The sequence below is a fragment of the Pseudomonas sp. MWU16-30317 genome, from assembly GCF_020515695.1.
Classification (GTDB): domain Bacteria; phylum Pseudomonadota; class Gammaproteobacteria; order Pseudomonadales; family Pseudomonadaceae; genus Aquipseudomonas.
Map to the genome: position 1 here is coordinate 18852 of NZ_JAIWJA010000018.1, position 26029 is coordinate 44880.

Below are 26029 nucleotides of genomic sequence, written 5' to 3' on the forward strand. Positions count from 1 at the left end.
CCGTCTCCAATCAGTTGCGGAACGGGAATTTGAAAGCACGCAGCAGAGCGCGACCTTCTTCATCCGAACGTGCAGTAGTGGTCAGGGTGATGTCCAGACCGCGAAGAGCATCGATCTTGTCGTAATCGATTTCCGGGAAAATGATCTGCTCTTTCACGCCCATGCTGTAGTTGCCACGACCATCGAAGGACTTGGCATTCAGGCCGCGGAAGTCGCGAACCCGAGGCAGGGAGATCGCCAGCAGGCGGTCCAGGAATTCGTACATACGATCACGGCGCAGAGTGACTTTGACGCCAATCGGCCAGCCCTCACGGACTTTGAAGCCCGCGATGGATTTACGAGCAAAAGTCACGACGGCTTTTTGGCCGGTGATTTTCTCGAGGTCGGCAACAGCATGCTCGATGACTTTTTTGTCGCCGATTGCTTCGCCAACACCCATGTTCAGGGTGATCTTGGTAACGCGCGGAACTTCCATCACGTTCGCAAGCTTAAGTTCTTCCTTAAGCTTGGGGGCGATTTCCTTCCGATAAATCTCTTTGAGTCGTGCCATGGTCTTCTACCTAGCAGTGTTCAAGCATCAACCGCTTTTTGGGTCGACTTGAAGACACGAATTTTTTTGCCTTCTTCTACTTTGAAACCAACGCGGTCAGCCTTGTTGGTTTCGCCGTTGAAAATGGCGACGTTAGAAGCGTGCAATGGCGCTTCTTTCTCGACGATACCGCCCTGTACGCCCGACATCGGGTTAGGCTTGGTATGACGCTTGACCAGGTTTACACCACCAACGACCAGACGGTCGTCAGCGAGAACCTTCAGCACCTTACCGCGCTTACCTTTGTCTTTGCCGGCGATCACGATGATCTCGTCGTCACGACGAATCTTTTGCATGTCGGATCTCCTTACAGAACTTCTGGGGCGAGCGAGACGATCTTCATGAACTTCTCAGTACGAAGTTCACGGGTCACTGGCCCAAAGATACGGGTACCGATTGGCTCTTGCTTGTTGTTCAACAGAACAGCAGCGTTGCCATCGAAGCGGATGATAGAGCCGTCAGCACGACGAACGCCGTGGCGAGTGCGGACTACAACAGCAGTCATCACTTGACCTTTCTTCACCTTGCCGCGAGGAATTGCTTCCTTCACGGTCACTTTGATGATGTCACCGATACCAGCGTAACGACGGTGCGAACCGCCGAGTACCTTGATGCACATAACGCGACGAGCGCCACTGTTATCGGCCACATCGAGCATGGATTGAGTCTGAATCATAAAATTTCTCCGACCCTTAGCCCTTAGACTTCAACAGCGCGTTCGAGAACGTCAACCAGTGCCCAGGACTTGGTCTTGGCCAGCGGACGGGTTTCACGAATAGTGACCTTGTCGCCGATCTTGCACTGATTGGATTCGTCGTGAGCGTGCAGCTTAGTCGAACGCTTAACGTATTTACCGTAGATCGGGTGCTTTACGCGACGCTCGATCAGAACGGTGATGGTTTTGTCCATCTTGTCGCTGACCACACGGCCAGTCAGCGTACGGACGGTTTTTTCGGCTTCAGCCATGATCACTTACCTGCCTGCTGGTTGAGCACAGTTTTCACGCGAGCAATGTCGCGCTTCACTTGCGAGAGCAGGTGAGACTGCCCCAACTGGCCAGTTGCTTTCTGCATGCGCAGATTGAACTGGTCGCGCAGCAAGCCGAGCAGTTGCTCGTTCAGTTGCTGTGCTGATTTTTCACGAAGTTCATTCGCTTTCATCACATCACCGTCCGCTTAACAAAGGAGGTGGCGAGAGGCAGCTTTGCAGCTGCCAAGGCGAAAGCCTCACGCGCCAGCTCTTCAGTAACACCCTCGATTTCATACAGGACTTTGCCTGGCTGAATCTGGGCAACCCAATATTCTACCGAACCTTTACCTTTACCCATCCGCACTTCGAGAGGCTTCTTGGAGATCGGTTTGTCCGGGAATACACGGATCCAGATCTTGCCGCCACGTTTTACGTGACGGGTCAAAGCACGACGTGCCGACTCGATCTGACGGGCGGTGAGACGACCGCGGGCAACAGCTTTCAAGGCGAATTCGCCGAAGCTGACTTTGCTACCGCGCAGTGCCAGACCACGGTTGTGGCCAGTCATCTGCTTGCGGAACTTCGTACGCTTTGGTTGCAACATTACGCGTACCCCTTATTTAGCAGCTTTTTTACGAGGCGCTGGTGCTTGAGGCTTCAGCTCTTCCTGGCGACCACCAATTACTTCGCCTTTGAAGATCCAAACCTTGACACCGATCACACCATAAGTGGTGTGAGCTTCGTAGTTTGCGTAGTCGATATCGGCACGCAGGGTGTGCAGTGGCACACGACCCTCGCGGTACCATTCAGTACGTGCGATTTCAGCACCGCCGAGACGACCGCTCACTTGGATCTTGATGCCTTTGGCACCAATGCGCATGGCGTTCTGTACGGCGCGCTTCATGGCGCGACGGAACATCACACGACGCTCCAGCTGCTGAGCTACGCTCTGCGCAACCAGCATACCGTCGAGCTCCGGCTTGCGGATCTCTTCGATATTGATGTGCACAGGCACACCCATTTGCTTGGTCAGGTCCTGACGCAGTTTCTCAACATCCTCACCTTTCTTCCCGATAACGATACCTGGACGAGCGGTGTGGATGGTGATGCGTGCAGTTTGAGCCGGACGATGGATATCGATACGGCTCACGGACGCGCTTTTTAGTTTGTCTTGGAGATACTCACGCACCTTCAGATCTGCGAGCAAATAGTCCGCATAAGTCCGACCGTCTGCGTACCAGACGGAGGTGTGCTCCTTGACGATTCCCAGGCGTATGCCAATGGGATGTACTTTCTGACCCATCTGATCTACTCCGTTACTTGTCAGCAACCTTGACAGTGATATGGCAAGACCGCTTGACGATGCGATCAGCACGGCCTTTGGCACGTGGCATGATGCGCTTCAGCGAACGCCCTTCGTTGACGAAAACGGTGCTGACCTTCAGGTCATCAACGTCTGCGCCTTCGTTGTGCTCGGCGTTGGCTACGGCCGACTCCAGCACTTTCTTGATGATTTCTGCTGCTTTCTTGCTGCTGAAAGCCAACAGATTGAGCGCTTCGCCCACCTTTTTCCCGCGGATTTGGTCGGCGACCAAGCGGGCTTTTTGGGCGGAGATTCGAGCGCCCGACAACTTAGCGGCTACTTCCATTTCCAGACCCCTTAACGCTTGGCTTTCTTGTCAGCCACGTGCCCGCGATAAGTGCGGGTACCGGCGAACTCGCCCAGTTTATGACCGACCATGTCTTCGTTCACGAGAACGGGGACGTGTTGACGACCGTTGTGTACAGCGATGGTCAGACCGACCATTTGTGGCAGGATCATCGAACGACGCGACCAGGTTTTCACCGGCTTGCGATCATTCTTTTCCGCCGCCACTTCGATCTTCTTCAGTAGGTGAAGATCAATAAAAGGACCTTTTTTCAAAGAACGTGGCACTGTCGTATCCCTCTATTTACTTGCGACGACGGACGATCATTTTGTCGGTACGCTTATTACCACGAGTCTTGGCACCCTTAGTCGGGAAGCCCCATGGCGATACCGGATGACGACCACCGGAGGTACGACCTTCACCACCACCATGTGGGTGGTCAACCGGGTTCATGGCAACACCACGAACGGTTGGGCGAACGCCACGCCAGCGTTTGGCACCAGCTTTACCCAGCGAACGCAGGCTATGCTCGGAATTCGAGACTTCGCCCAGGGTCGCACGGCATTCAGCCAGGACTTTACGCATTTCACCAGAGCGCAGACGCAGGGTCACGTAGACACCTTCGCGAGCGATCAGCTGAGCCGAAGCACCAGCGGAACGAGCGATTTGAGCACCTTTGCCCGGCTTCAGTTCGATGCCGTGAATGGTGCTACCCACTGGGATGTTGCGCAGCTGCAGGGTGTTACCCGGCTTGATCGGTGCCAAGGCACCAGAGATCAGCTGGTCGCCAGCGCTCACACCTTTAGGTGCGAGGATGTAACGACGCTCGCCGTCTGCGTACAGAACCAGTGCAATGTGAGCAGTACGGTTTGGATCGTATTCGATACGCTCGACAGTGGCAGCGATGCCATCTTTGTCGTTGCGACGGAAATCGACCAGACGGTAGTGCTGCTTATGACCGCCACCGATGTGACGAGTAGTGATACGGCCATTGTTGTTACGACCACCAGACTTCGATTTTTTCTCGAGCAGCGGTGCGTGAGGAGCGCCTTTATGGAGCTCCTTGTTGACCACCTTGACCACATGACGGCGGCCAGGGGAAGTCGGTTTGCATTTAACGATTGCCATGATGCACCCCTTCCTTACTCAGCACTGCTGCTGAAATCGAGATCTTGGCCTGGCTGAAGGGAGATAACTGCCTTCTTCCAGTCATTACGCTTGCCCAGACCGCGAGCAGTGCGCTTGCTTTTACCCAGAACGTTCAGGGTAGTAACACGCTCTACTTTCACGCTGAACAGGCTTTCGACGGCCTTCTTGATTTCAAGCTTGGTTGCGTCAGTAGCAACCTTGAAAACGAACTGACCTTTCTTGTCAGCCAGACCCGTGGCCTTCTCGGAAACGTGCGGGCCAAGCAGAACTTTAAATACGCGTTCCTGGTTCATCCCAGCAGCTCCTCGAATTTCTTCACGGCAGACACAGTGATTAACACTTTGTCGTAGGCGATCAGACTAACTGGATCGGAACCTTGCACGTCACGGACATCAACGTGTGGCAGGTTGCGAGCAGCCAGGTACAGATTCTCGTCGACGGAGTCGGAGACAATCAGTACGTCGGTCAGGCCCATGCCATTCAGTTTGTTCAGCAGGTCTTTGGTTTTCGGTGCGTCAACAACGAAATCCTGAACCACGACCAGACGATCAGTGCGGACCAGCTCAGCGAGGATGGAGCGCAGTGCTGCGCGATACATCTTCTTGTTGAGCTTTTGGCTGTGATCCTGTGGACGAGCTGCAAAGGTGGTGCCGCCGCCGCGCCAGATTGGGCTGCGGATAGTACCGGCACGAGCACGGCCAGTACCTTTCTGACGCCACGGGCGCTTACCGCCACCACGAACGCCGGAACGGGTTTTTTGCTGAGCAGTACCCTGACGGCCGCCGGCCATGTAGGCCACGACTGCTTGGTGCACCAGCGTCTCGTTGAACTCGCCGCCGAAAGTCAGTTCGGAAACTTCGATCGCTTGAGCGTCATTTACATTCAATTGCATTTTCGCTTCCCCTTAACCGCGAGCCTTGGCTGCCGGACGCACAACCAGGTTGCCGCCGGTAGCGCCAGGAACAGCACCCTTGACCAGCAGCAGATTGCGTTCAGCGTCGACGCGCACAACTTCCAGGGACTGAACGGTCACGCGCTCTGCGCCCATATGACCGGACATTTTTTTGCCCTTGAAAACACGACCAGGAGTCTGGCACTGGCCGATAGAGCCAGGGACGCGGTGGGAGACGGAGTTACCGTGGGTATTGTCTTGACCGCGGAAATTCCAACGCTTGATGGTACCGGCAAAGCCTTTACCCTTGGACTGACCGGTAACGTCTACCAGTTGGCCTGCAGCGAAGATTTCAGCATTGATCAAGTCGCCAGCCTGGTACTCGCCTTCTTCAAGACGGAATTCCCAGACACCGCGACCCGCAGCAACGTTCGCCTTGGCGAAGTGACCTGCTTGAGCAGCAGTCACGCGCGAAGCACGACGCTCGCCGACAGTGACTTGCACTGCACGATAGCCATCAGTTTCTTCATTTTTGAACTGGGTGACGCGATTCGGCTCGATCTCAATGACCGTAACCGGAATAGAGACACCTTCTTCGGTAAAAATGCGGGTCATACCGCACTTACGACCGACTACACCAATAGTCATGTTGTAACCTCATGAGTGTACGGGGCTTTCACCCGCTATGGCCGCCCATTTCAGAGCGTTACACGACTAAGACCCAAGTCTTAGCCGAGGCTGATCTGCACTTCTACACCAGCCGCAAGATCAAGCTTCATCAGCGCGTCAACGGTTTTATCCGTCGGCTGGACGATGTCCAGAACACGCTTGTGAGTACGGATCTCGTACTGGTCGCGCGCGTCTTTGTTGACGTGCGGGGAAACCAGAACGGTGAACCGCTCTTTGCGGGTAGGGAGTGGAATTGGACCACGCACCTGTGCACCAGTACGTTTCGCGGTTTCCACGATTTCCTGGGTGGATTGGTCGATCAGGCGATGGTCAAAAGCCTTCAACCTGATACGGATTTGCTGATTTTGCATTGGATTTCAGACTCCGGCTGCTTTCCCCGCGGGCGCAAGACGCCCGTTAAAAGGAGGCGTGATTTTATAGACGCCTCACCCTGGTGTCAACTCAATAAAAAAGCCCCCGCTAAGCGGGGGCTCTTTCAAATCTTCGCAAAATTACGCGATGATTTTGGCTACGACGCCAGCGCCGACGGTACGACCGCCTTCACGGATAGCGAAACGCAGACCGTCTTCCATTGCGATGGTCTTGATCAGGGTGACAACCATTTTGATGTTGTCGCCTGGCATTACCATTTCAACGCCTTCCGGCAGCTCGCAGTTACCGGTCACGTCAGTGGTCCGGAAGTAGAACTGTGGACGGTAGCCTTTGAAGAACGGAGTGTGGCGACCGCCTTCTTCTTTGCTCAACACGTACACTTCGGCTTCGAAGGTAGTGTGTGGCTTGACCGAACCTGGCTTGACCAGAACCTGGCCACGCTCAACGTCGTCACGCTTGGTGCCGCGCAGCAGCACGCCGCAGTTCTCGCCAGCACGACCTTCGTCGAGCAGCTTACGGAACATTTCAACACCGGTGCAGGTGGTGACGGTAGTGTCACGCAGACCAACGATTTCCAGTGGATCTTGAACCTTGACGATACCGCGCTCGATACGACCGGTAACAACAGTACCGCGACCGGAGATCGAGAATACGTCTTCGATTGGCATCAGGAACGGCTTGTCGATAACGCGAACTGGATCTGGGATGTAGCTGTCCAGAGTCTCAACCAGTTTCTTGACGGCAGTGGTGCCCATCTCGTTCTCGTCTTTGCCTTCCAGAGCCATACGAGCAGAACCGATGATGATCGGAGTGTCGTCGCCTGGGAAGTCGTAGGTGGACAGCAGGTCACGAACTTCCATCTCGACCAGTTCCAGCAGCTCAGCGTCGTCTACCAGGTCAGCCTTGTTCAGGAAGACCACGATGTACGGAACGCCAACCTGACGGGACAGCAGGATGTGCTCACGGGTTTGAGGCATCGGACCATCAGCGGCCGAGCAAACCAGGATAGCGCCGTCCATCTGAGCAGCACCGGTGATCATGTTCTTCACATAGTCAGCGTGACCTGGGCAGTCAACGTGAGCGTAGTGACGGATCGCCGAGTTGTATTCAACGTGTGCGGTGTTGATGGTGATACCGCGAGCTTTCTCTTCTGGTGCGCTGTCGATCTTGTCGAAGTCAACGATTGCGGAACCGAAAACTTCGGAGCAAACGCGAGTCAGTGCAGCAGTCAGCGTGGTTTTACCGTGGTCGACGTGACCGATGGTGCCAACGTTGACGTGCGGAAGGGAACGATCAAATTTTTCTTTAGCCACGACAATTAACTCCTAGCCTAAAGGACTGAATCAGCCTTGTTTTTTGGATACAGTTTCAGCGATATGCGCCGGAGCTGTGTTGTATTTTTTGAATTCCATAGAGTAGCTTGCGCGACCCTGAGACATGGAGCGAACGTCGGTCGCATAACCGAACATCTCACCCAACGGAACCTCGGCACGAATCACTTTGCCGGAAACCGTATCTTCCATACCCAAGATCATGCCGCGACGACGGTTGAGGTCGCCCATCACGTCACCCATGTAGTCTTCAGGCGTAACGACTTCTACCGCCATGATAGGCTCAAGCAGCTCACCACCGCCCTTCTGGGCCAGCTGCTTGGTTGCCATGGAGGCAGCTACCTTGAACGCCATCTCGTTGGAGTCGACGTCGTGGTAAGAACCGTCAAAAACGGTCGCCTTCAAGCCGATGAGCGGATAGCCGGCAACAACACCGTTCTTCATCTGCTCTTCGATACCCTTCTGGATAGCCGGGATGTATTCCTTAGGAACAACACCGCCCACTACTTCGTTCACGAATTGCAGACCTTCCTGACCTTCATCAGCAGGGGCAAAACGGATCCAGCAATGGCCGAACTGGCCACGACCGCCGGATTGACGAACGAATTTGCCTTCGATTTCGCAGTTCTTCGTGATGCGCTCACGATAGGAAACCTGAGGCTTACCGATGTTGGCTTCGACGTTGAACTCACGGCGCATCCGGTCAACCAGGATGTCCAAGTGAAGCTCGCCCATGCCGGAGATGATCGTTTGACCAGTCTCTTCATCAGTCTTGACGCGGAAAGATGGATCTTCCTGAGCGAGTTTGCCCAGAGCGATACCCATTTTTTCCTGGTCATCCTTGGTCTTGGGCTCTACGGCAACCGAAATAACCGGCTCCGGGAAGTCCATGCGAACCAGGATGATTGGCTTGGCAGCGTCGCACAAGGTCTCACCAGTGGTGACGTCCTTCATGCCGATCAGGGCCGCGATGTCACCAGCGCGTACTTCCTTGATCTCTTCGCGAGCGTTTGCGTGCATTTGCACCATACGACCCACGCGCTCTTTCTTGCCTTTGACCGAGTTGATCACGCCGTCGCCAGAGGCCAACACGCCCGAGTAAACGCGGACGAAGGTCAAGGTACCCACGAATGGGTCGGTAGCGATCTTGAACGCCAGGGCCGAGAACGGCTCGCTGTCGTCTGCGTGACGCTCCATCTCTTCTTCCTCGTTATCAGGGTTGGAACCCTTGATAGCAGGAATGTCGGTTGGAGCAGGCAGGAAGTCGATCACAGCATCGAGAACCAGGGGAACACCCTTGTTCTTGAACGACGAACCGCAAACAGCCAAGACGATCTCACCAGCGATGGTACGCTGACGCAGAGCGGCCTTGATTTCGTCGTTGGTGAGTTCTTCACCTTCGAGGTACTTGTTCATCAGTTCTTCGTTGGCTTCGGCAGCAGCCTCTACCATGTTGTTGCGCCACTCTTCAGCAAGCTCTTGCAGCTCGGCAGGGATGGCCTTGCGAACAGGAACCATACCTTTGTCGGAGTCGTTCCAGTAGACAGCTTCCATGTTGATCAGATCGATCTGACCCTGGAAATTGTCTTCTGCACCGATGGCCAACTGAATCGGCACCGGAGTGTGACCCAGACGCTGTTTGATCTGACCGATAACGCGCAGGAAGTTTGCACCGGCACGGTCCATCTTGTTGACGTAAACAAGACGTGGAACACCGTATTTGTTGGCTTGACGCCATACGGTTTCCGACTGAGGCTCAACACCCGAGGTACCGCAGAACACAACGACAGCGCCGTCGAGTACCCGCAGGGAACGCTCAACTTCAATGGTGAAGTCTACGTGGCCCGGAGTATCGATGACGTTGAAGCGGTACTGGTCCTTGTGTTGCTTCTCGGAACCCTGCCAGAAGGCGGTAATAGCAGCAGAAGTAATGGTAATACCACGCTCCTGCTCCTGAACCATCCAGTCTGTGGTCGCGGCGCCGTCATGCACCTCGCCCATTTTGTGGCTTTTGCCGGTGTAAAAAAGGACGCGCTCGGTGGTGGTGGTTTTACCAGCATCCACGTGAGCAACGATACCAATGTTACGGTAGCGGCTAATCGGAGTAGTACGAGCCATAAAGCCCTCGCAAAATTAGTGAAGCTAAAATTAGAAGCGGTAGTGCGAGAAAGCCTTGTTAGCTTCTGCCATACGGTGCACGTCTTCACGCTTCTTAACAGCAGCACCTTTGCCTTCAGCAGCATCCAACAGCTCACCAGCCAAACGCAGAGCCATAGACTTTTCGCCGCGCTTGCGTGCGAAGTCTACCAACCAGCGCATTGCCAGAGCGTTACGACGGGACGGGCGAACTTCGACCGGAACCTGGTAAGTGGCACCGCCTACACGGCGCGACTTTACTTCGACCAGCGGAGCGATGGCGTCGAGAGCTTTCTCGAAGATTTCCAGGGGATCGCTGTTCTTGCGTTCTTTAACCTTCTCCAGCGCGCCATAAACGATACGCTCGGCAACGGCTTTCTTGCCGCTTTCCATCACGTGGTTCATGAACTTGGCCAGGATCTGGCTTCCGTATTTTGGATCGTCAAGCACTTCGCGCTTGGCTGCTACGCGTCTTCTTGGCATGGATAAGCCCTCAAACGGTCTTCAGGTTCGCTCGGAATCGGTGCCCTTGGGCACGCCTCCGACCTTACTCTTATCGACTCAGAAAAATAGATACATCAGTTTTTTGCAAAAAGCCGCTACTACTTAGGCTTCTTGGTACCGTACTTCGAACGACCTTGGTTACGACCTTTGACGCCGGAAGTATCCAGGGAGCCGCGAACGGTGTGGTAACGAACACCTGGCAAGTCTTTTACACGGCCGCCACGAATCAGTACGACGCTGTGTTCCTGCAGGTTGTGGCCTTCACCGCCGATGTACGAGGAAACCTCGAAACCGTTGGTCAGGCGCACACGGCATACTTTACGCAATGCCGAGTTAGGTTTTTTCGGCGTGGTGGTGTACACACGGGTGCACACGCCACGACGTTGCGGGCAGTTCTGCAGCGCAGGTACGTCGGATTTCTCGACGATACGCTTACGCGGCTGACGTACCAGCTGGTTGATAGTTGCCATCTACTAGCTCCACTGTTGTCTTGCGACGCTATTGTCTTACAAGAAAAGCAAAATGGCAGGACACACGTCCCGCCAGATTTAGGGGTACAAGAGTCTAAAGAGGATCTCGTCCCCAGTCAAGGCAAGGCCCCGGCTTCCTCGTCCGACAGACCCCAACAAAAGATGTCAGAGCTTGCCGATCGAGGTCACCAGGGCCGCGCTTGTACTACCGCCGACTCAGTTACCGCTAGAGTTCAGCGCTTCGGTCAGTGCAGCTTCCACTTCACTGGCGCTTACGCGCAACGGCTTGTCGGCTTCACGGCGGCGCTTGCGCTCGCTGTGGTACGCCAGGCCGGTACCTGCCGGGATCAAACGACCCACGACAACGTTTTCTTTCAGGCCGCGCAGGTAATCACGCTTGCCGGTCACAGCCGCCTCGGTCAGTACGCGGGTGGTCTCCTGGAAGGAGGCCGCCGAGATGAACGATTCGGTCGACAACGACGCCTTGGTAATACCGAGCAATACACGAGTGTATTTGGAGACGAATTTCTCGTCGCCAGCCAGACGCTCGTTCTCGCCCAGTACGTGGGTGAGCTCCATCTGGTCGCCCTTGATGAAGGTCGAATCGCCCGACTCGGCAATCTCAACTTTACGCAGCATCTGACGCAGAATGGTCTCGATGTGCTTATCGTTGATCTTAACGCCTTGCAGACGGTAAACGTCCTGGATCTCGTTGACGATGTACTTGGCGAGCGCGCTCACACCCAGCAGACGCAGGATGTCGTGCGGATCGCTAGGACCGTCGGAGATGACTTCGCCGCGGTTCACTTGCTCGCCTTCGAAGACGTTCAGGTGACGCCACTTCGGAATCAGCTCTTCGTACGGATCGGTACCGTCGTTCGGGGTAATGACCAGACGGCGCTTGCCCTTGGTCTCTTTACCGAACGCGATGGTGCCGCTGACTTCAGCCAGAATCGAAGCTTCTTTCGGACGACGCGCTTCGAACAAGTCGGCAACACGCGGCAGACCACCGGTGATGTCGCGAGTCTTCGAAGTTTCCTGCGGGATACGGGCAATAACGTCACCGACACCCACTTGCACACCATCCGCCACACCGACGAGGGCGTTGGCTGGCAGGAAGTACTGAGCCGGTACGTCGGTACCTGGCAGCAGCAGATCCTTGCCATCCACACCAACCATCTTGACCGCTGGGCGAATTTCTTTGCCGGCAGCAGGACGGTCTTTGGCGTCGAGTACTTCGATGTTGGTCAGGCCGGTCAATTCGTCTGTCTGACGCTTGATCGTGATGCCTTCTTCCATGCCCACGTAGGTCACGGTACCTTTCATCTCGGTAACGATTGGGTGAGTGTGCGGATCCCACTTGGCCACGATTGCGCCAGCGTCGACCTTGTCGCCTTCCTTCACCGAAATCACAGCGCCGTACGGCAGCTTGTAGCGCTCGCGCTCGCGACCGAACTCATCGGCAATCGCCAACTCACCGGAACGCGACACAGCAACCAGGTTGCCATCCAGACGCTCGACGTGTTTCAGGTTGTGCAGACGGACGGTACCGCCATTCTTCACCTGAACGCTGTCGGCAGCGGAGGTCCGGCTTGCCGCACCACCGATGTGGAACGTACGCATGGTCAGCTGGGTACCCGGCTCACCGATGGACTGGGCAGCGATAACGCCGACCGCTTCACCGATGTTCACCTGGTGACCACGCGCCAGATCACGGCCGTAGCACTTGGCGCAGATGCCATAACGGGTTTCGCAGCTGATCGGCGAACGTACGATGACTTCGTCGATGCTGTTCAGCTCGATGAATTCAACCCACTTCTCGTCGACCAGGGTGCCAGCAGGAACGATGACATCATCGGTACCCGGCTTGAACACGTCACGGGCGATCACACGACCCAGTACACGCTCACCCAGCGGCTCTACAACGTCACCGCCTTCAATGTGCGGCGTCATCAGCAAGCCATGCTCGGTGCCGCAGTCGACTTCGGTCACGACCAAGTCTTGTGCGACGTCTACCAGACGGCGAGTCAGGTAACCGGAGTTAGCAGTTTTCAACGCGGTATCCGCGAGACCCTTACGAGCACCGTGAGTCGAGATGAAGTACTGCAGTACGCTCAGACCTTCACGGAAGTTCGCGGTGATCGGCGTCTCGATGATCGAGCCGTCCGGCTTCGCCATCAGACCACGCATACCCGCCAACTGACGAATCTGAGCGGCCGAACCACGGGCACCGGAGTCAGCCATCATGTACATCGAGTTGAAGGATTCCTGGTCAACTTCGTTGCCATGGCGGTCGATGACCTTCTCTTTCGAGAGGTTCGACATCATCGCCTTGGACACTTCATCGTTGGCCTTGGACCAAAGGTCGATCACCTTGTTGTACTTCTCGCCCTGGGTAACCAGGCCCGATGCGTACTGGCTTTCGATCTCTTTCACTTCGTCGGTTGCAGCACTGATGATGCGCGCTTTCTCATCCGGGATAACGAAGTCGTTAACGCCGATGGAAACACCCGAAATCGTCGAGTAGGCAAAACCGGTGTACATCAACTGGTCAGCGAAGATAACGGTCTCTTTCAGACCAACCACGCGGTAGCACTGGTTGATCAGCTTGGAGATGGCCTTTTTCTTCATCGGCAAGTTGACGACGTCGTACGACAGACCCTTAGGCACAACCTGGAACAGCAGCGCACGGCCAACAGTGGTGTCGACGATACGAGTACCGCTCACGCTACCGCCGTCACGGTCGTTGACCGTTTCGTTGATGCGGACCTTGATCTTGGCGTGCAGCGCTGCTTCGCCGGCGCGGAATACGCGGTCGACTTCCTGCAGGTCTGCAAACACGCGGCCTTCGCCCTTGGCGTTGATCGCTTCACGGGTCATGTAGTACAGACCCAGTACAACGTCCTGCGACGGAACGATGATTGGCTCACCGTTAGCTGGCGACAGGATGTTGTTGGTCGACATCATCAGCGCACGCGCTTCGAGCTGGGCTTCCAGGGTCAGCGGTACGTGAACCGCCATCTGGTCGCCGTCGAAGTCGGCGTTGTACGCAGCGCAGACCAGAGGGTGCAGTTGGATAGCCTTGCCTTCGATCAGTACCGGTTCAAACGCCTGGATACCCAGACGGTGAAGGGTCGGTGCACGGTTGAGCAGTACGGGGTGTTCGCGAATGACTTCAGCAAGAACGTCCCACACTTCCGGCAGCTCGCGCTCGACCATCTTCTTGGCGGCTTTGATCGTGGTGGCCAGGCCACGCACTTCAAGCTTGCCGAAGATGAACGGCTTGAACAGTTCCAGAGCCATCTTCTTCGGCAGACCGCACTGATGCAGGCGCAGGGTCGGGCCTACGGTAATTACCGAACGACCCGAGTAGTCAACGCGCTTGCCGAGCAAGTTCTGACGGAAACGACCCTGCTTACCCTTGATCATGTCAGCCAGGGATTTCAGAGGACGCTTGTTCGAACCGGTAATGGCACGACCGCGGCGACCGTTGTCGAGCAGGGCATCGACCGCTTCCTGCAGCATGCGCTTTTCGTTGCGCACGATGATGTCAGGGGCCGAGAGGTCCAGCAGACGCTTCAGACGGTTGTTACGGTTGATCACTCGACGATACAGATCGTTGAGGTCGGAAGTCGCGAAACGACCGCCATCCAGTGGAACCAGTGGACGCAGATCTGGCGGCAGAACCGGCAGAACGGTCAACACCATCCACTCAGGCAGGTTGCCGGAACCCTGGAAGGCTTCCATCAACTTGAGGCGTTTGGACAGCTTCTTGATCTTGGTTTCGGAGTTGGTTTGCGGAATTTCTTCACGCAGACGGCCAATCTCGTGTTCCAGATCGATAGCGTGCAGCAGTTCGCGGACAGCTTCGGCACCCATGCGGGCGTCAAAGTCGTCACCGAACTCTTCGAGGGCTTCGAAGTACTGCTCGTCGTTCAGCAGCTGGCCTTTTTCAAGGGTGGTCATGCCCGGGTCGATAACGACATAGCTCTCGAAGTAGAGAACGCGCTCGATATCACGCAGGGTCATGTCCATCAGCAGGCCGATACGGGATGGCAGCGACTTCAGGAACCAGATGTGAGCAACCGGCGAGGCCAGCTCGATGTGAGCCATACGCTCGCGACGGACCTTGGCCAGTGCAACTTCAACGCCGCACTTCTCGCAGATAACGCCACGGTGCTTGAGGCGCTTGTACTTGCCGCACAGGCACTCGTAGTCCTTGACTGGGCCAAAGATCTTGGCGCAGAACAAGCCGTCACGTTCTGGTTTGAACGTACGGTAGTTGATGGTTTCCGGCTTTTTAACTTCACCGAACGACCACGAACGGATCATCTCAGGCGATGCCAACCCGATACGGATAGCATCGAACTCTTCGACTTGACCCTGGTTTTTCAGCAAATTCAGTAGGTCTTTCAAGGCCTTTCCTCCTGGCGGAGCAGAGAGCGGGCTGATGATTCAGCACCGCTCTCGATTCGCGTCGCGTGTTATTCGGTTTCCAGATCGATATCGATACCGAGAGAACGAATCTCTTTGATCAACACGTTGAAGGACTCGGGCATGCCCGGCTCCATACGGTGATCGCCGTCCACGATGTTCTTGTACATCTTGGTACGACCGTTCACATCGTCCGACTTCACTGTGAGCATTTCCTGCAGAGTGTAGGCGGCGCCGTATGCTTCCAGCGCCCAGACCTCCATCTCCCCGAAACGCTGACCACCGAACTGAGCCTTACCACCCAGCGGCTGCTGGGTAACCAGGCTGTAAGAACCAGTGGAACGCGCGTGCATCTTGTCGTCCACCAAGTGGTTCAGTTTCAGCATGTACATGTAGCCAACGGTGACATGACGCTCGAACTTGTTGCCGGTACGGCCGTCGAACAGCTGCATCTGGCCGCTTTCCGGCAGGTCTGCCAGTTTCAGCATGGCCTTGATTTCGCTTTCCTTGGCACCGTCGAACACCGGAGTGGCCATCGGTACGCCGGCACGCAGGTTCTTCGCCAGGTCGAGAATTTCCTGGTCGCTGAAGCTTTCCAGGTTTTCTTGACGGCCACCGATCTCGTTGTAGATCTCGGTGAGGAACTTGCGCAGCTCGATCACTTTGCGCTGCTCTTCGAGCATGCGGTTGATCTTCTCGCCCAGGCCTTTGGCCGCGAGGCCCAGGTGGGTTTCAAGGATCTGACCGACGTTCATACGCGAAGGTACGCCCAACGGGTTCAAGACGACGTCGACCGGAGTACCGTATTCGTCGTGCGGCATGTCTTCGACCGGCATGATCACCGAGACTACACCTTTGTTACCGTGACGACCGGCCATCTTGTCGCCCGGCTGGATACGACGACGAATGGCAAGGTAGACCTTGACGATCTTCAGCACGCCCGGCGCCAGGTCATCGCCCTGTTGCAGCTTGCGCTTCTTGTCTTCGAACTTGTCGTCCAGCAGACGGCGACGGTCAACGATGTAGGCTTGAGCCTTCTCGAGTTGCTCGTTCAGCGCGTCTTCAGCCATGCGCAGTTTGAACCACTGGCCATGCTCGAGACCGTCGAGAACTTCGTTGGTGATTTCCAGACCTTTCTTCAGGCCGGCACCACCTTCGACGATCTGACCTACCAGAGCCGAACGCAGACGTTCGAAGGTTGCACCTTCGACAATGCGGAACTCTTCGTTGAGGTCCTTGCGGATTTCGTCCAGCTGCGATTTTTCAATCGACAGCGCACGGGCATCACGCTCGACACCATCACGGGTGAAGACCTGTACATCGATGACAGTACCTTTGGTGCCAGTAGGCACACGCAGAGAGGTGTCTTTGACGTCGCTTGCCTTCTCGCCGAAGATCGCACGCAGCAGTTTTTCTTCCGGAGTCAGTTGGGTCTCGCCTTTCGGAGTGACCTTGCCGACCAGAATGTCGCCGGCGCCGACTTCGGCACCTACGTAAACGATACCGGCTTCGTCCAGCTTGTTCAGCGCCGCTTCACCCACATTCGGGATGTCGGCAGTGATTTCCTCTGGCCCCAGCTTGGTATCACGCGCCACACAGGTCAGTTCCTGGATGTGGATCGTGGTGAAGCGGTCTTCCTGAACCACACGCTCGGACAGGCAGATGGAGTCTTCGAAGTTGTAACCGTTCCAGGCCATGAACGCGATGCGCATGTTCTGACCCAGTGCCAACTCGCCCATGTCGGTGGACGGACCATCGGCCATGATGTCGCTGCGCTCTACCTGATCACCCTTGCGAACCAACGGACGCTGGTTGATGCAGGTGTTCTGGTTGGAGCGGGTGTACTTGGTCAGGTTGTAGATGTCGACACCGGCTTCGCCAGTTTCAACTTCGTCATCGTTGACACGTACCACGATACGGCTGGCATCGACGGAGTCGATCACGCCACCACGACGAGCCACGACGCAAACGCCGGAGTCACGGGCTACGTTACGCTCCATGCCGGTACCGACCAGCGGCTTGTCGGCACGCAGGGTAGGTACAGCTTGACGCTGCATGTTCGAACCCATCAACGCACGGTTGGCGTCATCGTGCTCGAGGAACGGGATCAGCGACGCGGCGACCGAAACAACCTGCTTCGGCGAGACGTCCATCAAGGTGACGTCTTCCGGCGCCTTGACGGTGAACTCGTTCAGGTGACGAACGGCTACCAGCTCGTCGATCAGCATTTTCTTGTCGTTCATCGTGGCCGAAGCCTGAGCGATCACGTGATCAGCTTCTTCGATGGCAGACAGGAACACGATCTCGTCGGTGACCAGACCGTCTTTCACCACACGGTACGGGCTCTCTAGGAAACCGTACTGGTTGGTGCGAGCATAGGCAGCCAGGGAGTTGATCAGACCGATGTTCGGACCTTCCGGCGTTTCGATCGGGCAAACACGACCGTAGTGCGTCGGGTGTACGTCACGAACTTCGAAGCCTGCACGCTCTCGGGTCAGACCACCAGGGCCGAGTGCAGAGACACGGCGCTTGTGGGTGATCTCGGACAGCGGGTTGTTCTGGTCCATGAACTGCGAGAGCTGGCTGGAACCGAAGAACTCCTTGACCGCGGCCGCGACTGGCTTGGCGTTGATCAGGTCCTGAGGCATCAGGCCTTCGCTTTCGGCCATCGACAGACGTTCCTTGACCGCACGCTCTACGCGCACCAGGCCAACACGGAACTGGTTCTCGGCCATTTCGCCAACGCAACGTACGCGACGGTTACCGAGGTGGTCGATGTCATCGACGATACCTTTACCGTTGCGGATGTCGACCAGAGTCTTCAGTACGGCAACGATATCGTCCTTGCTCAGCACGCCCGAACCTTCGATCTCGGTACGACCGATACGACGGTTGAACTTCATGCGGCCTACAGCGGACAGATCGTAGCGCTCAGGGCTGAAGAACAGGTTGTTGAACAGGGTCTCGGCAGCATCCTTGGTAGGTGGCTCGCCAGGACGCATCATCCGATAGATTTCGACCAGGGCTTCCAGCTGATTGCTGGTGGAGTCGATCTTCAGGGTATCGGAGATGAACGGACCGCAGTCGATGTCGTTGGTGTACAACGTTTCGATGCGCACGACCTGGCCCTTGACGACTTTCGCCAGGATGTCGGTGGTCAGTTCGGTGTTGCATTCAGCCAGGATTTCGCCGGTAGCCGGGTGCACGATCGCCTTGGCAGTAGTGCGGCCAAGAACGTAGTCAATAGGCACGGCCAGCGTCTTGATGTTGGCTTTTTCGATCTGGTTGATGTGGCGAGCCGTGATCCGACGGCCAGCCTCGACGATGACCTTGCCAGCGGTATCGAGGATATCCAGAGCAGCGATTTCACCACGCAGGCGCTGAGGCACCAGCTCCAGGTTGAGGGTTTCGCCCTCTACGTGGAATACGTTGGTGGTGTAGAAGGAGTCCAGGACTTCTTCAGTGGTGTAGCCCAACGCGCGCAACAGTACCGAGGCAGGCAGCTTGCGACGACGGTCGATCCGGACGAATACACAGTCTTTCGGATCGAACTCGAAGTCCAGCCACGAACCGCGGTAAGGAATGATGCGAGCGGAGTACAGCAGCTTGCCCGAGCTGTGCGTCTTGCCACGGTCGTGGTCGAAGAACACGCCAGGGGAACGGTGCAGCTGGGAAACAATCACACGCTCGGTACCGTTGATTACGAAGGTACCGTTCTCAGTCATCAATGGGATTTCGCCCATGTAGACTTCTTGCTCTTTGATGTCCTTGATCGCTTTGTTCGACGATTCTTTGTCGAAAATGATCAGGCGCACTTTTACTCGCAACGGGACCGCAAAGGTCACGCCGCGCAGGACACATTCTTTGACATCAAAGGCCGGTTCGCCCAGACGATAGCCAACGTACTCCAAGGCGGCGTTGCCGGAGTAGCTGATGATCGGGAAAACAGATTTGAAGGCCGCATGCAGGCCCACGTCGCGGAACTGATCCTTGTTCGCTCCCGCCTGCAAGAATTCACGATACGAATCCAGCTGGATGGCCAGGAGGTAAGGCACATCCATGACGTCCGGCAACTTGCTAAAGTCCTTGCGGATACGTTTTTTCTCAGTGTATGAGTAAGCCATCAGCGTTCCCCAGCTTGGTCACCTGCTTGTTTGGCCCCTCCCGACGGAGCAGCCAGAAAATCTTGCAAACCCCATGGTTTGCCCACCCCTCGAGGTGGTTACAGCGCGTTACCGACACCGACCCAGTCGGCTGGCAGTAACGGAAAAAGGCCGGTGGCATGAGCCACCAGCCATCAGCCTTTCGCTTGACGCTCGGGCTGGAGACGCAAGGTCGAGTTACTTGACTTCGACTTTGGCGCCTGCTTCTTCCAGAGCAGCCTTGATCTTGTCGGCTTCTTCTTTCGAAGCGCCTTCTTTGACCATGCCCAGGTCATCAACGACAGCCTTGGCTTCTTTCAGGCCCAGACCGGTGATTTCACGTACAGCTTTGATGACGTTTACTTTCTTCTCGCCCGACTCAACCAGTTTAACGTTGAATTCGGTTTGCTCTTCAACGACAGCGGCAGCAGCAGCTGGGCCGGCCGAAGCAGCAGCGGCGCTAACGCCGAATTTTTCTTCGAAAGCTTTGATCAGCTCAACAACCTGCAGAACCGACATTTCAGCTACGGCGTTGAGGATATCGTCTTGGGAGATAGACATTGCTGTAATTCCTGAATTGGGGGACGGCCTATGGGGCCATCTAAATAAACAAAAATACGCGAGGGAGACTGCTCAGCCTTAGGCTGCGGCAGCTTCTTTTTGCTCGCGAACTGCGGCCAGAGTACGAGCCAACTTGCTGGTAGCGCCTTGAATCACGCTCATCAGCTGAGAAATAGCTTCGTTACGGGTCGGCAGTGTTGCCAGTACGTCGATTTCGTTTGCTGCGAGGAACTTGCCCTCGAACGCAGCTGCCTTGATCTCGAACTTGTCCTGACCTTTCGCGAATTCCTTGAACAGACGGGCAGCAGCGCCAGGATGTTCGTTGGAGAAAGCGATCAAGGTCGGGCCGGTGAACACGTCGTTGAGGACACTGTATTGAGTGTCGGCAACAGCGCGCTTGAGCAGGGTGTTACGTACAACACGTACGTAAACGCCAGCTTCACGAGCCTCTTTACGGAGTCCGGTCATTGCGCCTACTGTAACGCCACGGGCATCAGCCACAACAGCGGACAGAGCGACTTTGGCAGCCTCGTTGACTTCAGCGACGATGGCCTTCTTGTCTTCGAGATAAATTGCCACGGGTTAACTCCTGCTTGTTACCGTTTCATCTGGCCGAGGCCGGATGTCGTTTTGGTGTCTGATTCGGTAAGGAACCGGGAGCACCATCTGCGTAGGCTTGTGTTTTAAGACTCGCGTCGCCTACGGTCTTGGATAGCCCCCGCCAGGCAGGGACCCCAATCTTTCATGTTGCCAGGGCGGTAACCCGCCCCGACAAGCAGTGTTACGCAGTCAGCGAGCTCTGATCGATAACCAGACCTGGGCCCATAGTGGTGCTCAGGGTAACGCGCTTGACATAGATACCTTTCGAAGAAGCTGGCTTGATACGCTTCAGATCAGCGATCAGGGCTTCAACGTTTTCCTTCAGCTTGACGGCGTCGAAACCGACTTTGCCAACGGAAGTGTGGATGATGCCGTTCTTGTCGGTGCGATAACGAACCTGACCAGCCTTCGCGTTCTTGACCGCGGTGGCGACGTCTGGGGTTACGGTGCCGACTTTAGGGTTAGGCATCAGGCCACGTGGACCGAGGATCTGACCCAGTTGACCTACAACACGCATCGCGTCCGGGGAGGCGATAACGACGTCGTAGTTCAGGTCGCCGCCTTTCATTTCGGCAGCCAGGTCGTCCATGCCAACGCGATCGGCGCCGGCAGCCAGAGCTGCTTCAGCAGCTGGGCCCTGGGTGAAAACAGCAACGCGTACGGTCTTGCCAGTGCCGTGTGGCAGCACAGTAGCGCTACGAACGACCTGGTCGGATTTACGCGGGTCAACGCCCAGGTTCACGGCGATGTCGAAAGACTCGCTGAACTTGACGGTCGACAGCTCAGCCAGCAGGCCGGCGGCTTCTTCGAAGTTGTAGAACTTGCCAGCTTCGATTTTGGAAGCAATAGCTTTTTGGCGCTTAGTCAGCTTAGCCATTACACACCCTCCACGTTGAGGCCCATGCTGCGAGCAGAACCGGCGATAGTACGCACGGCAGCATCCAGGTCAGCAGCAGTCAGATCAGCCTTTTTAGCGTTGGCGATATCTTCCAGCTGAGCACGGGTGACGGTGCCAACTTTAACGGTGTTCGGACGTGCAGAACCGCTGGTCAGGCCAGCTGCTTTCTTCAACAGAACCGAAGCAGGGGTGCTTTTGGTTTCAAAGGTAAAGCTACGGTCGCTGTAGACAGTGATGATCACTGGGGTCGGCAGGCCGGCTTCTTGACCCAGGGTACGGGCGTTGAAGGCCTTGCAGAACTCCATGATGTTCACGCCATGTTGACCCAGAGCCGGGCCGACGGGCGGGCTTGGGTTGGCCTGGCCGGCCTTTACTTGCAGCTTGATGTAAGCCGTGATTTTCTTAGCCATGAGCTACTCCACTATTGGGTACAGGCGCCTTGCGGCTCCCCAGTTGCTTGCGTTTTATCCCAGAGACGACAAAACCCCGCAGCTTACGCCTGCGGGGCATGGGATCCGTTTCCAATCAGACCTTTTCGACCTGACTGAACTCGAGCTCTACCGGAGTAGAGCGACCGAAAATGAGCACCGCCACTTGGATCCGGCTCTTTTCGTAGTTAACTTCTTCGACAGTGCCGTTGAAATCAGCGAACGGACCATCGGTGACACGGACCACTTCACCCGGCTCGAACAGCGTCTTGGGCTTCGGCTTGTCGCTGCCATCGGCAACGCGACGAAGGATAGCTTCTGCTTCCTTGTCAGTGATCGGTGCAGGCTTATCCGCAGTACCGCCGATGAAACCCATCACCCGAGGAGTATCCTTGACCAAGTGCCAAGTACCCTCGTTCATATCCATCTGCACCAGCACGTAACCTGGGAAGAACTTGCGCTCGCTTTTGCGCTTCTGGCCATTACGCATTTCCACCACTTCTTCAGTGGGGACCAGAATTTCGCCAAAGCCGTCTTCCATGCCAGCCAGCTTTACACGCTCTACCAAAGAGCGCATAACATGCTTCTCGTAACCCGAGTAAGCATGCACAACGTACCAACGCTTAGCCACGGGACACCCTTAGCCTACAATCAGGGAAACAAGCCAGCCGAGCAGGGAATCTAGCCCCCACAACAGCAAAGCCATGACCAGAACGACCGCCACTACAATCAGTGTGGTCTGCGTAGTCTCTTGGCGGGTAGGCCAAACGACTTTACGAATCTCGCCGCGAGCTTCCTTCGCCAGGACAAAGAACGACTTGCCTTTAGCTGTTTGCAAGGCCGTGAAGGCAGCAACAGCAGCAATGACGATCAGAGCCAGAACGCGATACAGGATTGGCGATGCGGAGAAATACTGATTTCCGACAACACCTACCACCACCAAAGCGACCACAACAAGCCACTTGAGCAGATCGAAGCGAGAGTCTTGGGCTTCAGCCTTGGGAGTCATCTAGGAGGATCCTGTGAAAAGAAAGCCAGACACGTTGAGTGAATCTGGCAGGTCAGGAGGGAATCGAACCCCCAACCTACGGTTTTGGAGACCGTCGCTCTGCCAATTGAGCTACTGACCTAAAACAAAATCAGGCCGACCATTATGCAGGCCTGAAGAACGCTTTACAACTGCTTTCGACAACCTTCGCGTACAACCACCGTCAGCAAGACCAACAGCAACCACGAACCTCGAAACGGGGATCATCTCTATCCACAGAGACAACCCAACCATTAAAACAAAGGCGGATATTTACATATCCGCCTTGTAAAATGGAGCTCTTGAGCGGATTTGAACCGCTGACCTCACCCTTACCAAGGGTGTGCTCTACCAACTGAGCTACAAGAGCAAAACACTGTGCATTAGCAGCAAACATGGAGCGGGTAGCGGGAATCGAACCCGCATCATCAGCTTGGAAGGCTGAGGTTCTACCACTAAACTATACCCGCGAGATTTGCTACTCTCGCTAAAAATGGTGGAGGGAGAAGGATTCGAACCTTCGAAGTCGTAGACGTCAGATTTACAGTCTGATCCCTTTGGCCGCTCGGGAACCCCTCCTATTTCGTGGCGGCATTTTCAACTCTTGCCACCACCCTGTCAAGCTTTTTCTCAATTAAATCTTGAGGTTAGCGATTCCGACAGTGCTTTCACAAGGCTCGTACTAGACGCTATCCCTGTGAAGCGGGCGCCATTCTATGCAAACTATTCGGCGGTTGCAATGCCTTCACACGGCATTATTTGATGTTTTGAGTTATTGAATTCGCGAGAGAGCCCGCTCAGAGCCGATTCATCCAGCAAACGCTGGCTTTGCGCATCAATTCGCAGCCAGTGCACGGCGCCCTGATCGCCATTTATCACTTGCGCCTGCGCCTTCACGCCCATCTGAGCCAAACGCTGCTCAAGAGGCAACAAGGCTTCGAGTTGCGGGTAGCCGCCTACATAAAGGCAATCTCGTGCGCCCGGAACAGGAGCCAGTGCTTGTGTCGGAGCCGGCGCGCCTCGATCGGTCTCGCTGAGGAGGCGAATGTCCTGCTGGTTACCTTTGTACAAGGACAATGCGCGGATCTCGACAGGCTGTTGGAGCGCCTCCTGCTGATGCCACCCGGCATAAAACACATTCAGTACCAATAACAGCAGGAACAACCAGCGCATAGTCACCTCACGGCAAAGGACAGGCCATGGCCAGGCCGATGAATACAAGGTCAGGCACAACCTGCGCGGTGGGCGCCACTTCGCGCACCAACTCGGCGTCGCCACCGGTGAGGAAGACGCGGACATCTTCCCCCAGTTGCGAACGAGCCTGCTCGACCTGGGTCAGCACGAAGCCACGCAGCATCAGGGTGCATCCACGCTCTACAGCTTCGACAGTATTTCTTCCGGGCGACATCTCGCTCACCGCCTTTTCCGCGGACAGATCGTCATAGCGAATGCGCCGAGTATGGGTACGGAGCTGACCGCGCATCAACGGCATTCCAGGGCAGATGAAACCGCCCAGGTGCTCGCCGGCCGCAGTCACGAAATCAGAGGTTGCGGCAGTTCCCAAGTCAATGACCACACACGCGGACTGCGCCAGATGAAACGCCCCCAGCACCGCCAGCCAGCGATCGAGCCCCAGGCGCTGGTACTCTTCATAGCCGTTGCGAACGCCGGCCAGCTCCTTGGCGGGCACAGCGCACACCGCTTGCACGGCGAAACCGCGAGCAATGGCTTCGACGAGCTTCGCGGTCTCTTCCTCGGTACGGACGCTGACCAGCCGGCAATGCGCCAAGGCCCCCCCTTGGACCGCAGCTACAGCATCAAGCAGGTCTTGATCGGACCCTACCACACCGCCTGCGACTACCTGCGCACCGCTGATTCGGGTGATACGCCACTTGATAAAGCTGTTACCGCAGTCGAGCTCAAGAATCATCACGCAACCTCAGGCTTAGCTCGCCACCGCTGTAGATCTTTTCTTCGTTGCCCACTTTCAAGCGTAGCGCGCCTTGGGCATCCACTCCCAGGACTGTACCTTCTATGATGGTACTTCCCGCAACGAGAGACGCCGCCTTACCCTGCCACAAGTGATATTGCTCCCACTCCCCTTTGAGCGCATTGAAGCCACCGCTACGATGGCGTGCAAGCAGCGGTCGCAGGTTGTTGTTGAGGGATGCTGCCAGGGTGTTTCTGTCGACCGCCTTGCCTGTCTGCAGCTGCATGGAGGTCCATTGCTGATCGACCTCATGACTCGCCTGCATGTTGACGTTGATACCCACCCCGATCACCACATGACAGACATCGGCAGGGTCGCCCACCAGCTCTAGCAGGATCCCGGCAATCTTCTGTCGCCCGACCAGAACATCATTTGGCCATTTAAGCCCTGCGGTGGATACACCTGACTCACGCAAGGCATGCATCACGGCGAGACCGACCACCAGACTCAGCCCCTCGATCTGGCGCATGCCACCATCGATACGCAAGACCAGACTGTAATAGAGGTTCTGTGCAAACGGACTGATCCATTTGCGGCCACGCCGACCTCTCCCCGCCGTTTGCCGCTCTGCCGTTACCAGGAAGGGCGCATGCGCACCTGCCTCGATCATGCGCAGGGCTTCGGCGTTGGTGGAGTCGATGCTGTCGTGTACATGCACCTGCCAGCGATCATCCGTCGTCGCAGCGACAATAGCCTCAGCGTCGAGGAACGAAAGAGGACTGGCAAGCTGATAGCCGCGGCCGCGCACCTTGTGGATCGATACGCCGAACTCAGCTTCCAATTGCTGCAGCTGTTTCCATATGGCGCTACGGCTCACCCCCAGGGTGGCCCCTAGCGCTTGCCCGGAATGGAATCGACCATCCTTGAGGAGTTTCAACAACGTCAGCATGCCAATCTCGCCTCACAATGAGGCAGGCATGATAGCCATGCACATGACAGTTGCATAGAAAACCGCAGACAAAGTGTGCGGTAACTGAACTGAAGCTTCGCGGGCAGGGCCTACCCCACAGTTGCGTGACGCAGGTGCCGCGCATACTGTGGGAGCAAGGCTTGCCCGCGAAGCTCTTGATCTTGACTTTGACTTTGCCAGGCACCACAAAGACAAAACCCCCACCTGCCTTCGCAGATGGGGGTTTCGGAATTTAATCTTGACGATGACCTACTCTCACATGGGGAAACCCCACACTACCATCGGCGA

Annotated in this window: 29 protein-coding genes and 4 tRNA genes; all 33 read right to left on the minus strand. The window is 56.1% G+C overall.

The genetic code is table 11. The features are described from left to right. Positions 1 to 10: 10 nt before the first annotated feature. Positions 11 to 550 carry a 50S ribosomal protein L5 gene (gene rplE / locus LIX93_RS29070; RefSeq protein ID WP_226507472.1) on the minus strand — a complete coding sequence of 180 codons (540 nt, stop codon included), beginning with the start codon at positions 548 to 550 and terminating at the stop codon, positions 11 to 13. A gap of 20 nt (positions 551 to 570) precedes the next feature. Then, positions 571 to 885, minus strand: coding sequence for a 50S ribosomal protein L24 (gene rplX / locus LIX93_RS29075; protein WP_049860773.1), 315 nt, complete (start codon positions 883 to 885; stop codon positions 571 to 573). A gap of 11 nt (positions 886 to 896) precedes the next feature. Then, the gene (rplN, locus tag LIX93_RS29080) at positions 897 to 1265 is read right to left on the minus strand and encodes a 50S ribosomal protein L14 (RefSeq protein ID WP_002555479.1); all 369 of its coding nucleotides are present in this window, start codon (positions 1263 to 1265) and stop codon (positions 897 to 899) included. Positions 1266 to 1288: 23 nt separating this feature from the next. Next, the gene (rpsQ, locus tag LIX93_RS29085; RefSeq protein ID WP_226507473.1) at positions 1289 to 1555 is read right to left on the minus strand and encodes a 30S ribosomal protein S17; all 267 of its coding nucleotides are present in this window, start codon (positions 1553 to 1555) and stop codon (positions 1289 to 1291) included. Between the two features lie 2 nt (positions 1556 to 1557). Beyond that, the gene (gene rpmC / locus LIX93_RS29090) at positions 1558 to 1749 is read right to left on the minus strand and encodes a 50S ribosomal protein L29 (RefSeq protein WP_002555481.1); all 192 of its coding nucleotides are present in this window, start codon (positions 1747 to 1749) and stop codon (positions 1558 to 1560) included. Beyond that, complete coding sequence (gene rplP / locus LIX93_RS29095) at positions 1749 to 2162, minus strand: 50S ribosomal protein L16 (RefSeq protein WP_226507474.1); 414 nt, start codon at positions 2160 to 2162, stop codon at positions 1749 to 1751. Before rplP ends, rpmC begins: the two co-directional genes overlap by 1 nt. 12 nt (positions 2163 to 2174) lie before the next feature. After that, complete coding sequence (gene rpsC, locus LIX93_RS29100; RefSeq protein ID WP_008065719.1) at positions 2175 to 2861, minus strand: 30S ribosomal protein S3; 687 nt, start codon at positions 2859 to 2861, stop codon at positions 2175 to 2177. Positions 2862 to 2874: 13 nt separating this feature from the next. Next, complete coding sequence (rplV, locus tag LIX93_RS29105) at positions 2875 to 3207, minus strand: 50S ribosomal protein L22 (protein WP_003210077.1); 333 nt, start codon at positions 3205 to 3207, stop codon at positions 2875 to 2877. A gap of 11 nt (positions 3208 to 3218) precedes the next feature. Continuing rightward, positions 3219 to 3494 carry a 30S ribosomal protein S19 gene (rpsS, locus tag LIX93_RS29110; RefSeq protein ID WP_002555486.1) on the minus strand — a complete coding sequence of 92 codons (276 nt, stop codon included), beginning with the start codon at positions 3492 to 3494 and terminating at the stop codon, positions 3219 to 3221. A gap of 16 nt (positions 3495 to 3510) precedes the next feature. Further along, positions 3511 to 4335 (minus strand): 50S ribosomal protein L2, encoded by an 825-nt coding sequence (rplB, locus tag LIX93_RS29115; RefSeq protein ID WP_226507475.1) that lies wholly within the window; start codon positions 4333 to 4335, stop codon positions 3511 to 3513. Between the two features lie 14 nt (positions 4336 to 4349). Further along, the gene (gene rplW / locus LIX93_RS29120; protein ID WP_226507476.1) at positions 4350 to 4649 is read right to left on the minus strand and encodes a 50S ribosomal protein L23; all 300 of its coding nucleotides are present in this window, start codon (positions 4647 to 4649) and stop codon (positions 4350 to 4352) included. Next, positions 4646 to 5248 carry a 50S ribosomal protein L4 gene (gene rplD, locus LIX93_RS29125; protein ID WP_226507477.1) on the minus strand — a complete coding sequence of 201 codons (603 nt, stop codon included), beginning with the start codon at positions 5246 to 5248 and terminating at the stop codon, positions 4646 to 4648. The genes rplW and rplD overlap by 4 nt, the downstream gene beginning before the upstream one ends. A gap of 12 nt (positions 5249 to 5260) precedes the next feature. After that, entirely contained in the window at positions 5261 to 5896 is a 636-nt protein-coding gene (gene rplC / locus LIX93_RS29130) for a 50S ribosomal protein L3 (RefSeq protein WP_226507478.1), read from the minus strand. Positions 5897 to 5976: 80 nt separating this feature from the next. Next, the gene (gene rpsJ / locus LIX93_RS29135) at positions 5977 to 6288 is read right to left on the minus strand and encodes a 30S ribosomal protein S10 (RefSeq protein WP_003186070.1); all 312 of its coding nucleotides are present in this window, start codon (positions 6286 to 6288) and stop codon (positions 5977 to 5979) included. 141 nt (positions 6289 to 6429) lie between these two features. Further along, positions 6430 to 7623, minus strand: coding sequence for an elongation factor Tu (tuf, locus tag LIX93_RS29140; RefSeq protein WP_226507479.1), 1194 nt, complete (start codon positions 7621 to 7623; stop codon positions 6430 to 6432). A gap of 30 nt (positions 7624 to 7653) precedes the next feature. Further along, positions 7654 to 9759, minus strand: coding sequence for an elongation factor G (gene fusA, locus LIX93_RS29145; RefSeq protein ID WP_226507480.1), 2106 nt, complete (start codon positions 9757 to 9759; stop codon positions 7654 to 7656). A gap of 30 nt (positions 9760 to 9789) precedes the next feature. After that, positions 9790 to 10260 (minus strand): 30S ribosomal protein S7, encoded by a 471-nt coding sequence (gene rpsG, locus LIX93_RS29150; RefSeq protein ID WP_002555493.1) that lies wholly within the window; start codon positions 10258 to 10260, stop codon positions 9790 to 9792. Between the two features lie 119 nt (positions 10261 to 10379). Then, positions 10380 to 10751, minus strand: a complete 372-nt coding sequence (gene rpsL, locus LIX93_RS29155) for a 30S ribosomal protein S12 (RefSeq protein WP_002555494.1) — start codon at positions 10749 to 10751, stop codon at positions 10380 to 10382. A 216-nt stretch (positions 10752 to 10967) separates the two neighbouring features. Beyond that, positions 10968 to 15167 carry a DNA-directed RNA polymerase subunit beta' gene (gene rpoC / locus LIX93_RS29160; protein WP_226507481.1) on the minus strand — a complete coding sequence of 1400 codons (4200 nt, stop codon included), beginning with the start codon at positions 15165 to 15167 and terminating at the stop codon, positions 10968 to 10970. A 68-nt stretch (positions 15168 to 15235) separates the two neighbouring features. Then, positions 15236 to 19309: a DNA-directed RNA polymerase subunit beta gene (gene rpoB / locus LIX93_RS29165; RefSeq protein WP_226507482.1), complete on the minus strand. Its 4074-nt coding sequence runs from the start codon at positions 19307 to 19309 to the stop codon at positions 15236 to 15238. A 216-nt stretch (positions 19310 to 19525) separates the two neighbouring features. Beyond that, positions 19526 to 19888: a 50S ribosomal protein L7/L12 gene (rplL, locus tag LIX93_RS29170; protein ID WP_226507483.1), complete on the minus strand. Its 363-nt coding sequence runs from the start codon at positions 19886 to 19888 to the stop codon at positions 19526 to 19528. A 78-nt stretch (positions 19889 to 19966) separates the two neighbouring features. Beyond that, positions 19967 to 20467, minus strand: a complete 501-nt coding sequence (rplJ, locus tag LIX93_RS29175; protein WP_226507484.1) for a 50S ribosomal protein L10 — start codon at positions 20465 to 20467, stop codon at positions 19967 to 19969. Between the two features lie 202 nt (positions 20468 to 20669). Further along, on the minus strand, positions 20670 to 21365 hold the full coding sequence (rplA, locus tag LIX93_RS29180) for a 50S ribosomal protein L1 (RefSeq protein WP_226507485.1): 696 nt from the start codon (positions 21363 to 21365) through the stop codon (positions 20670 to 20672). Next, positions 21365 to 21796 (minus strand): 50S ribosomal protein L11, encoded by a 432-nt coding sequence (gene rplK, locus LIX93_RS29185; RefSeq protein WP_226507486.1) that lies wholly within the window; start codon positions 21794 to 21796, stop codon positions 21365 to 21367. Before rplK ends, rplA begins: the two co-directional genes overlap by 1 nt. A gap of 115 nt (positions 21797 to 21911) precedes the next feature. After that, on the minus strand, positions 21912 to 22445 hold the full coding sequence (gene nusG / locus LIX93_RS29190) for a transcription termination/antitermination protein NusG (protein ID WP_003186097.1): 534 nt from the start codon (positions 22443 to 22445) through the stop codon (positions 21912 to 21914). A 9-nt stretch (positions 22446 to 22454) separates the two neighbouring features. After that, positions 22455 to 22823, minus strand: a complete 369-nt coding sequence (gene secE / locus LIX93_RS29195) for a preprotein translocase subunit SecE (RefSeq protein ID WP_226507487.1) — start codon at positions 22821 to 22823, stop codon at positions 22455 to 22457. A 45-nt stretch (positions 22824 to 22868) separates the two neighbouring features. Next, positions 22869 to 22944: transfer RNA gene (locus LIX93_RS29200), tRNA-Trp, on the minus strand. A 191-nt stretch (positions 22945 to 23135) separates the two neighbouring features. Next, positions 23136 to 23211 (minus strand) — tRNA-Thr (locus LIX93_RS29205). Between the two features lie 26 nt (positions 23212 to 23237). Beyond that, positions 23238 to 23311: transfer RNA gene (locus LIX93_RS29210), tRNA-Gly, on the minus strand. A gap of 24 nt (positions 23312 to 23335) precedes the next feature. Then, a tRNA-Tyr gene (locus LIX93_RS29215) sits at positions 23336 to 23420 on the minus strand. A 144-nt stretch (positions 23421 to 23564) separates the two neighbouring features. Then, positions 23565 to 24014: a hypothetical protein gene (locus tag LIX93_RS29220; protein ID WP_226507488.1), complete on the minus strand. Its 450-nt coding sequence runs from the start codon at positions 24012 to 24014 to the stop codon at positions 23565 to 23567. A 7-nt stretch (positions 24015 to 24021) separates the two neighbouring features. After that, positions 24022 to 24771: a pantothenate kinase gene (locus tag LIX93_RS29225; RefSeq protein WP_226507489.1), complete on the minus strand. Its 750-nt coding sequence runs from the start codon at positions 24769 to 24771 to the stop codon at positions 24022 to 24024. Continuing rightward, a complete protein-coding gene (gene birA / locus LIX93_RS29230) occupies positions 24761 to 25720 on the minus strand; it encodes a bifunctional biotin--[acetyl-CoA-carboxylase] ligase/biotin operon repressor BirA (protein WP_226507490.1) in 960 nt (319 codons plus the stop codon). Before birA ends, LIX93_RS29225 begins: the two co-directional genes overlap by 11 nt. Positions 25721 to 26029 lie beyond the last annotated feature (309 nt).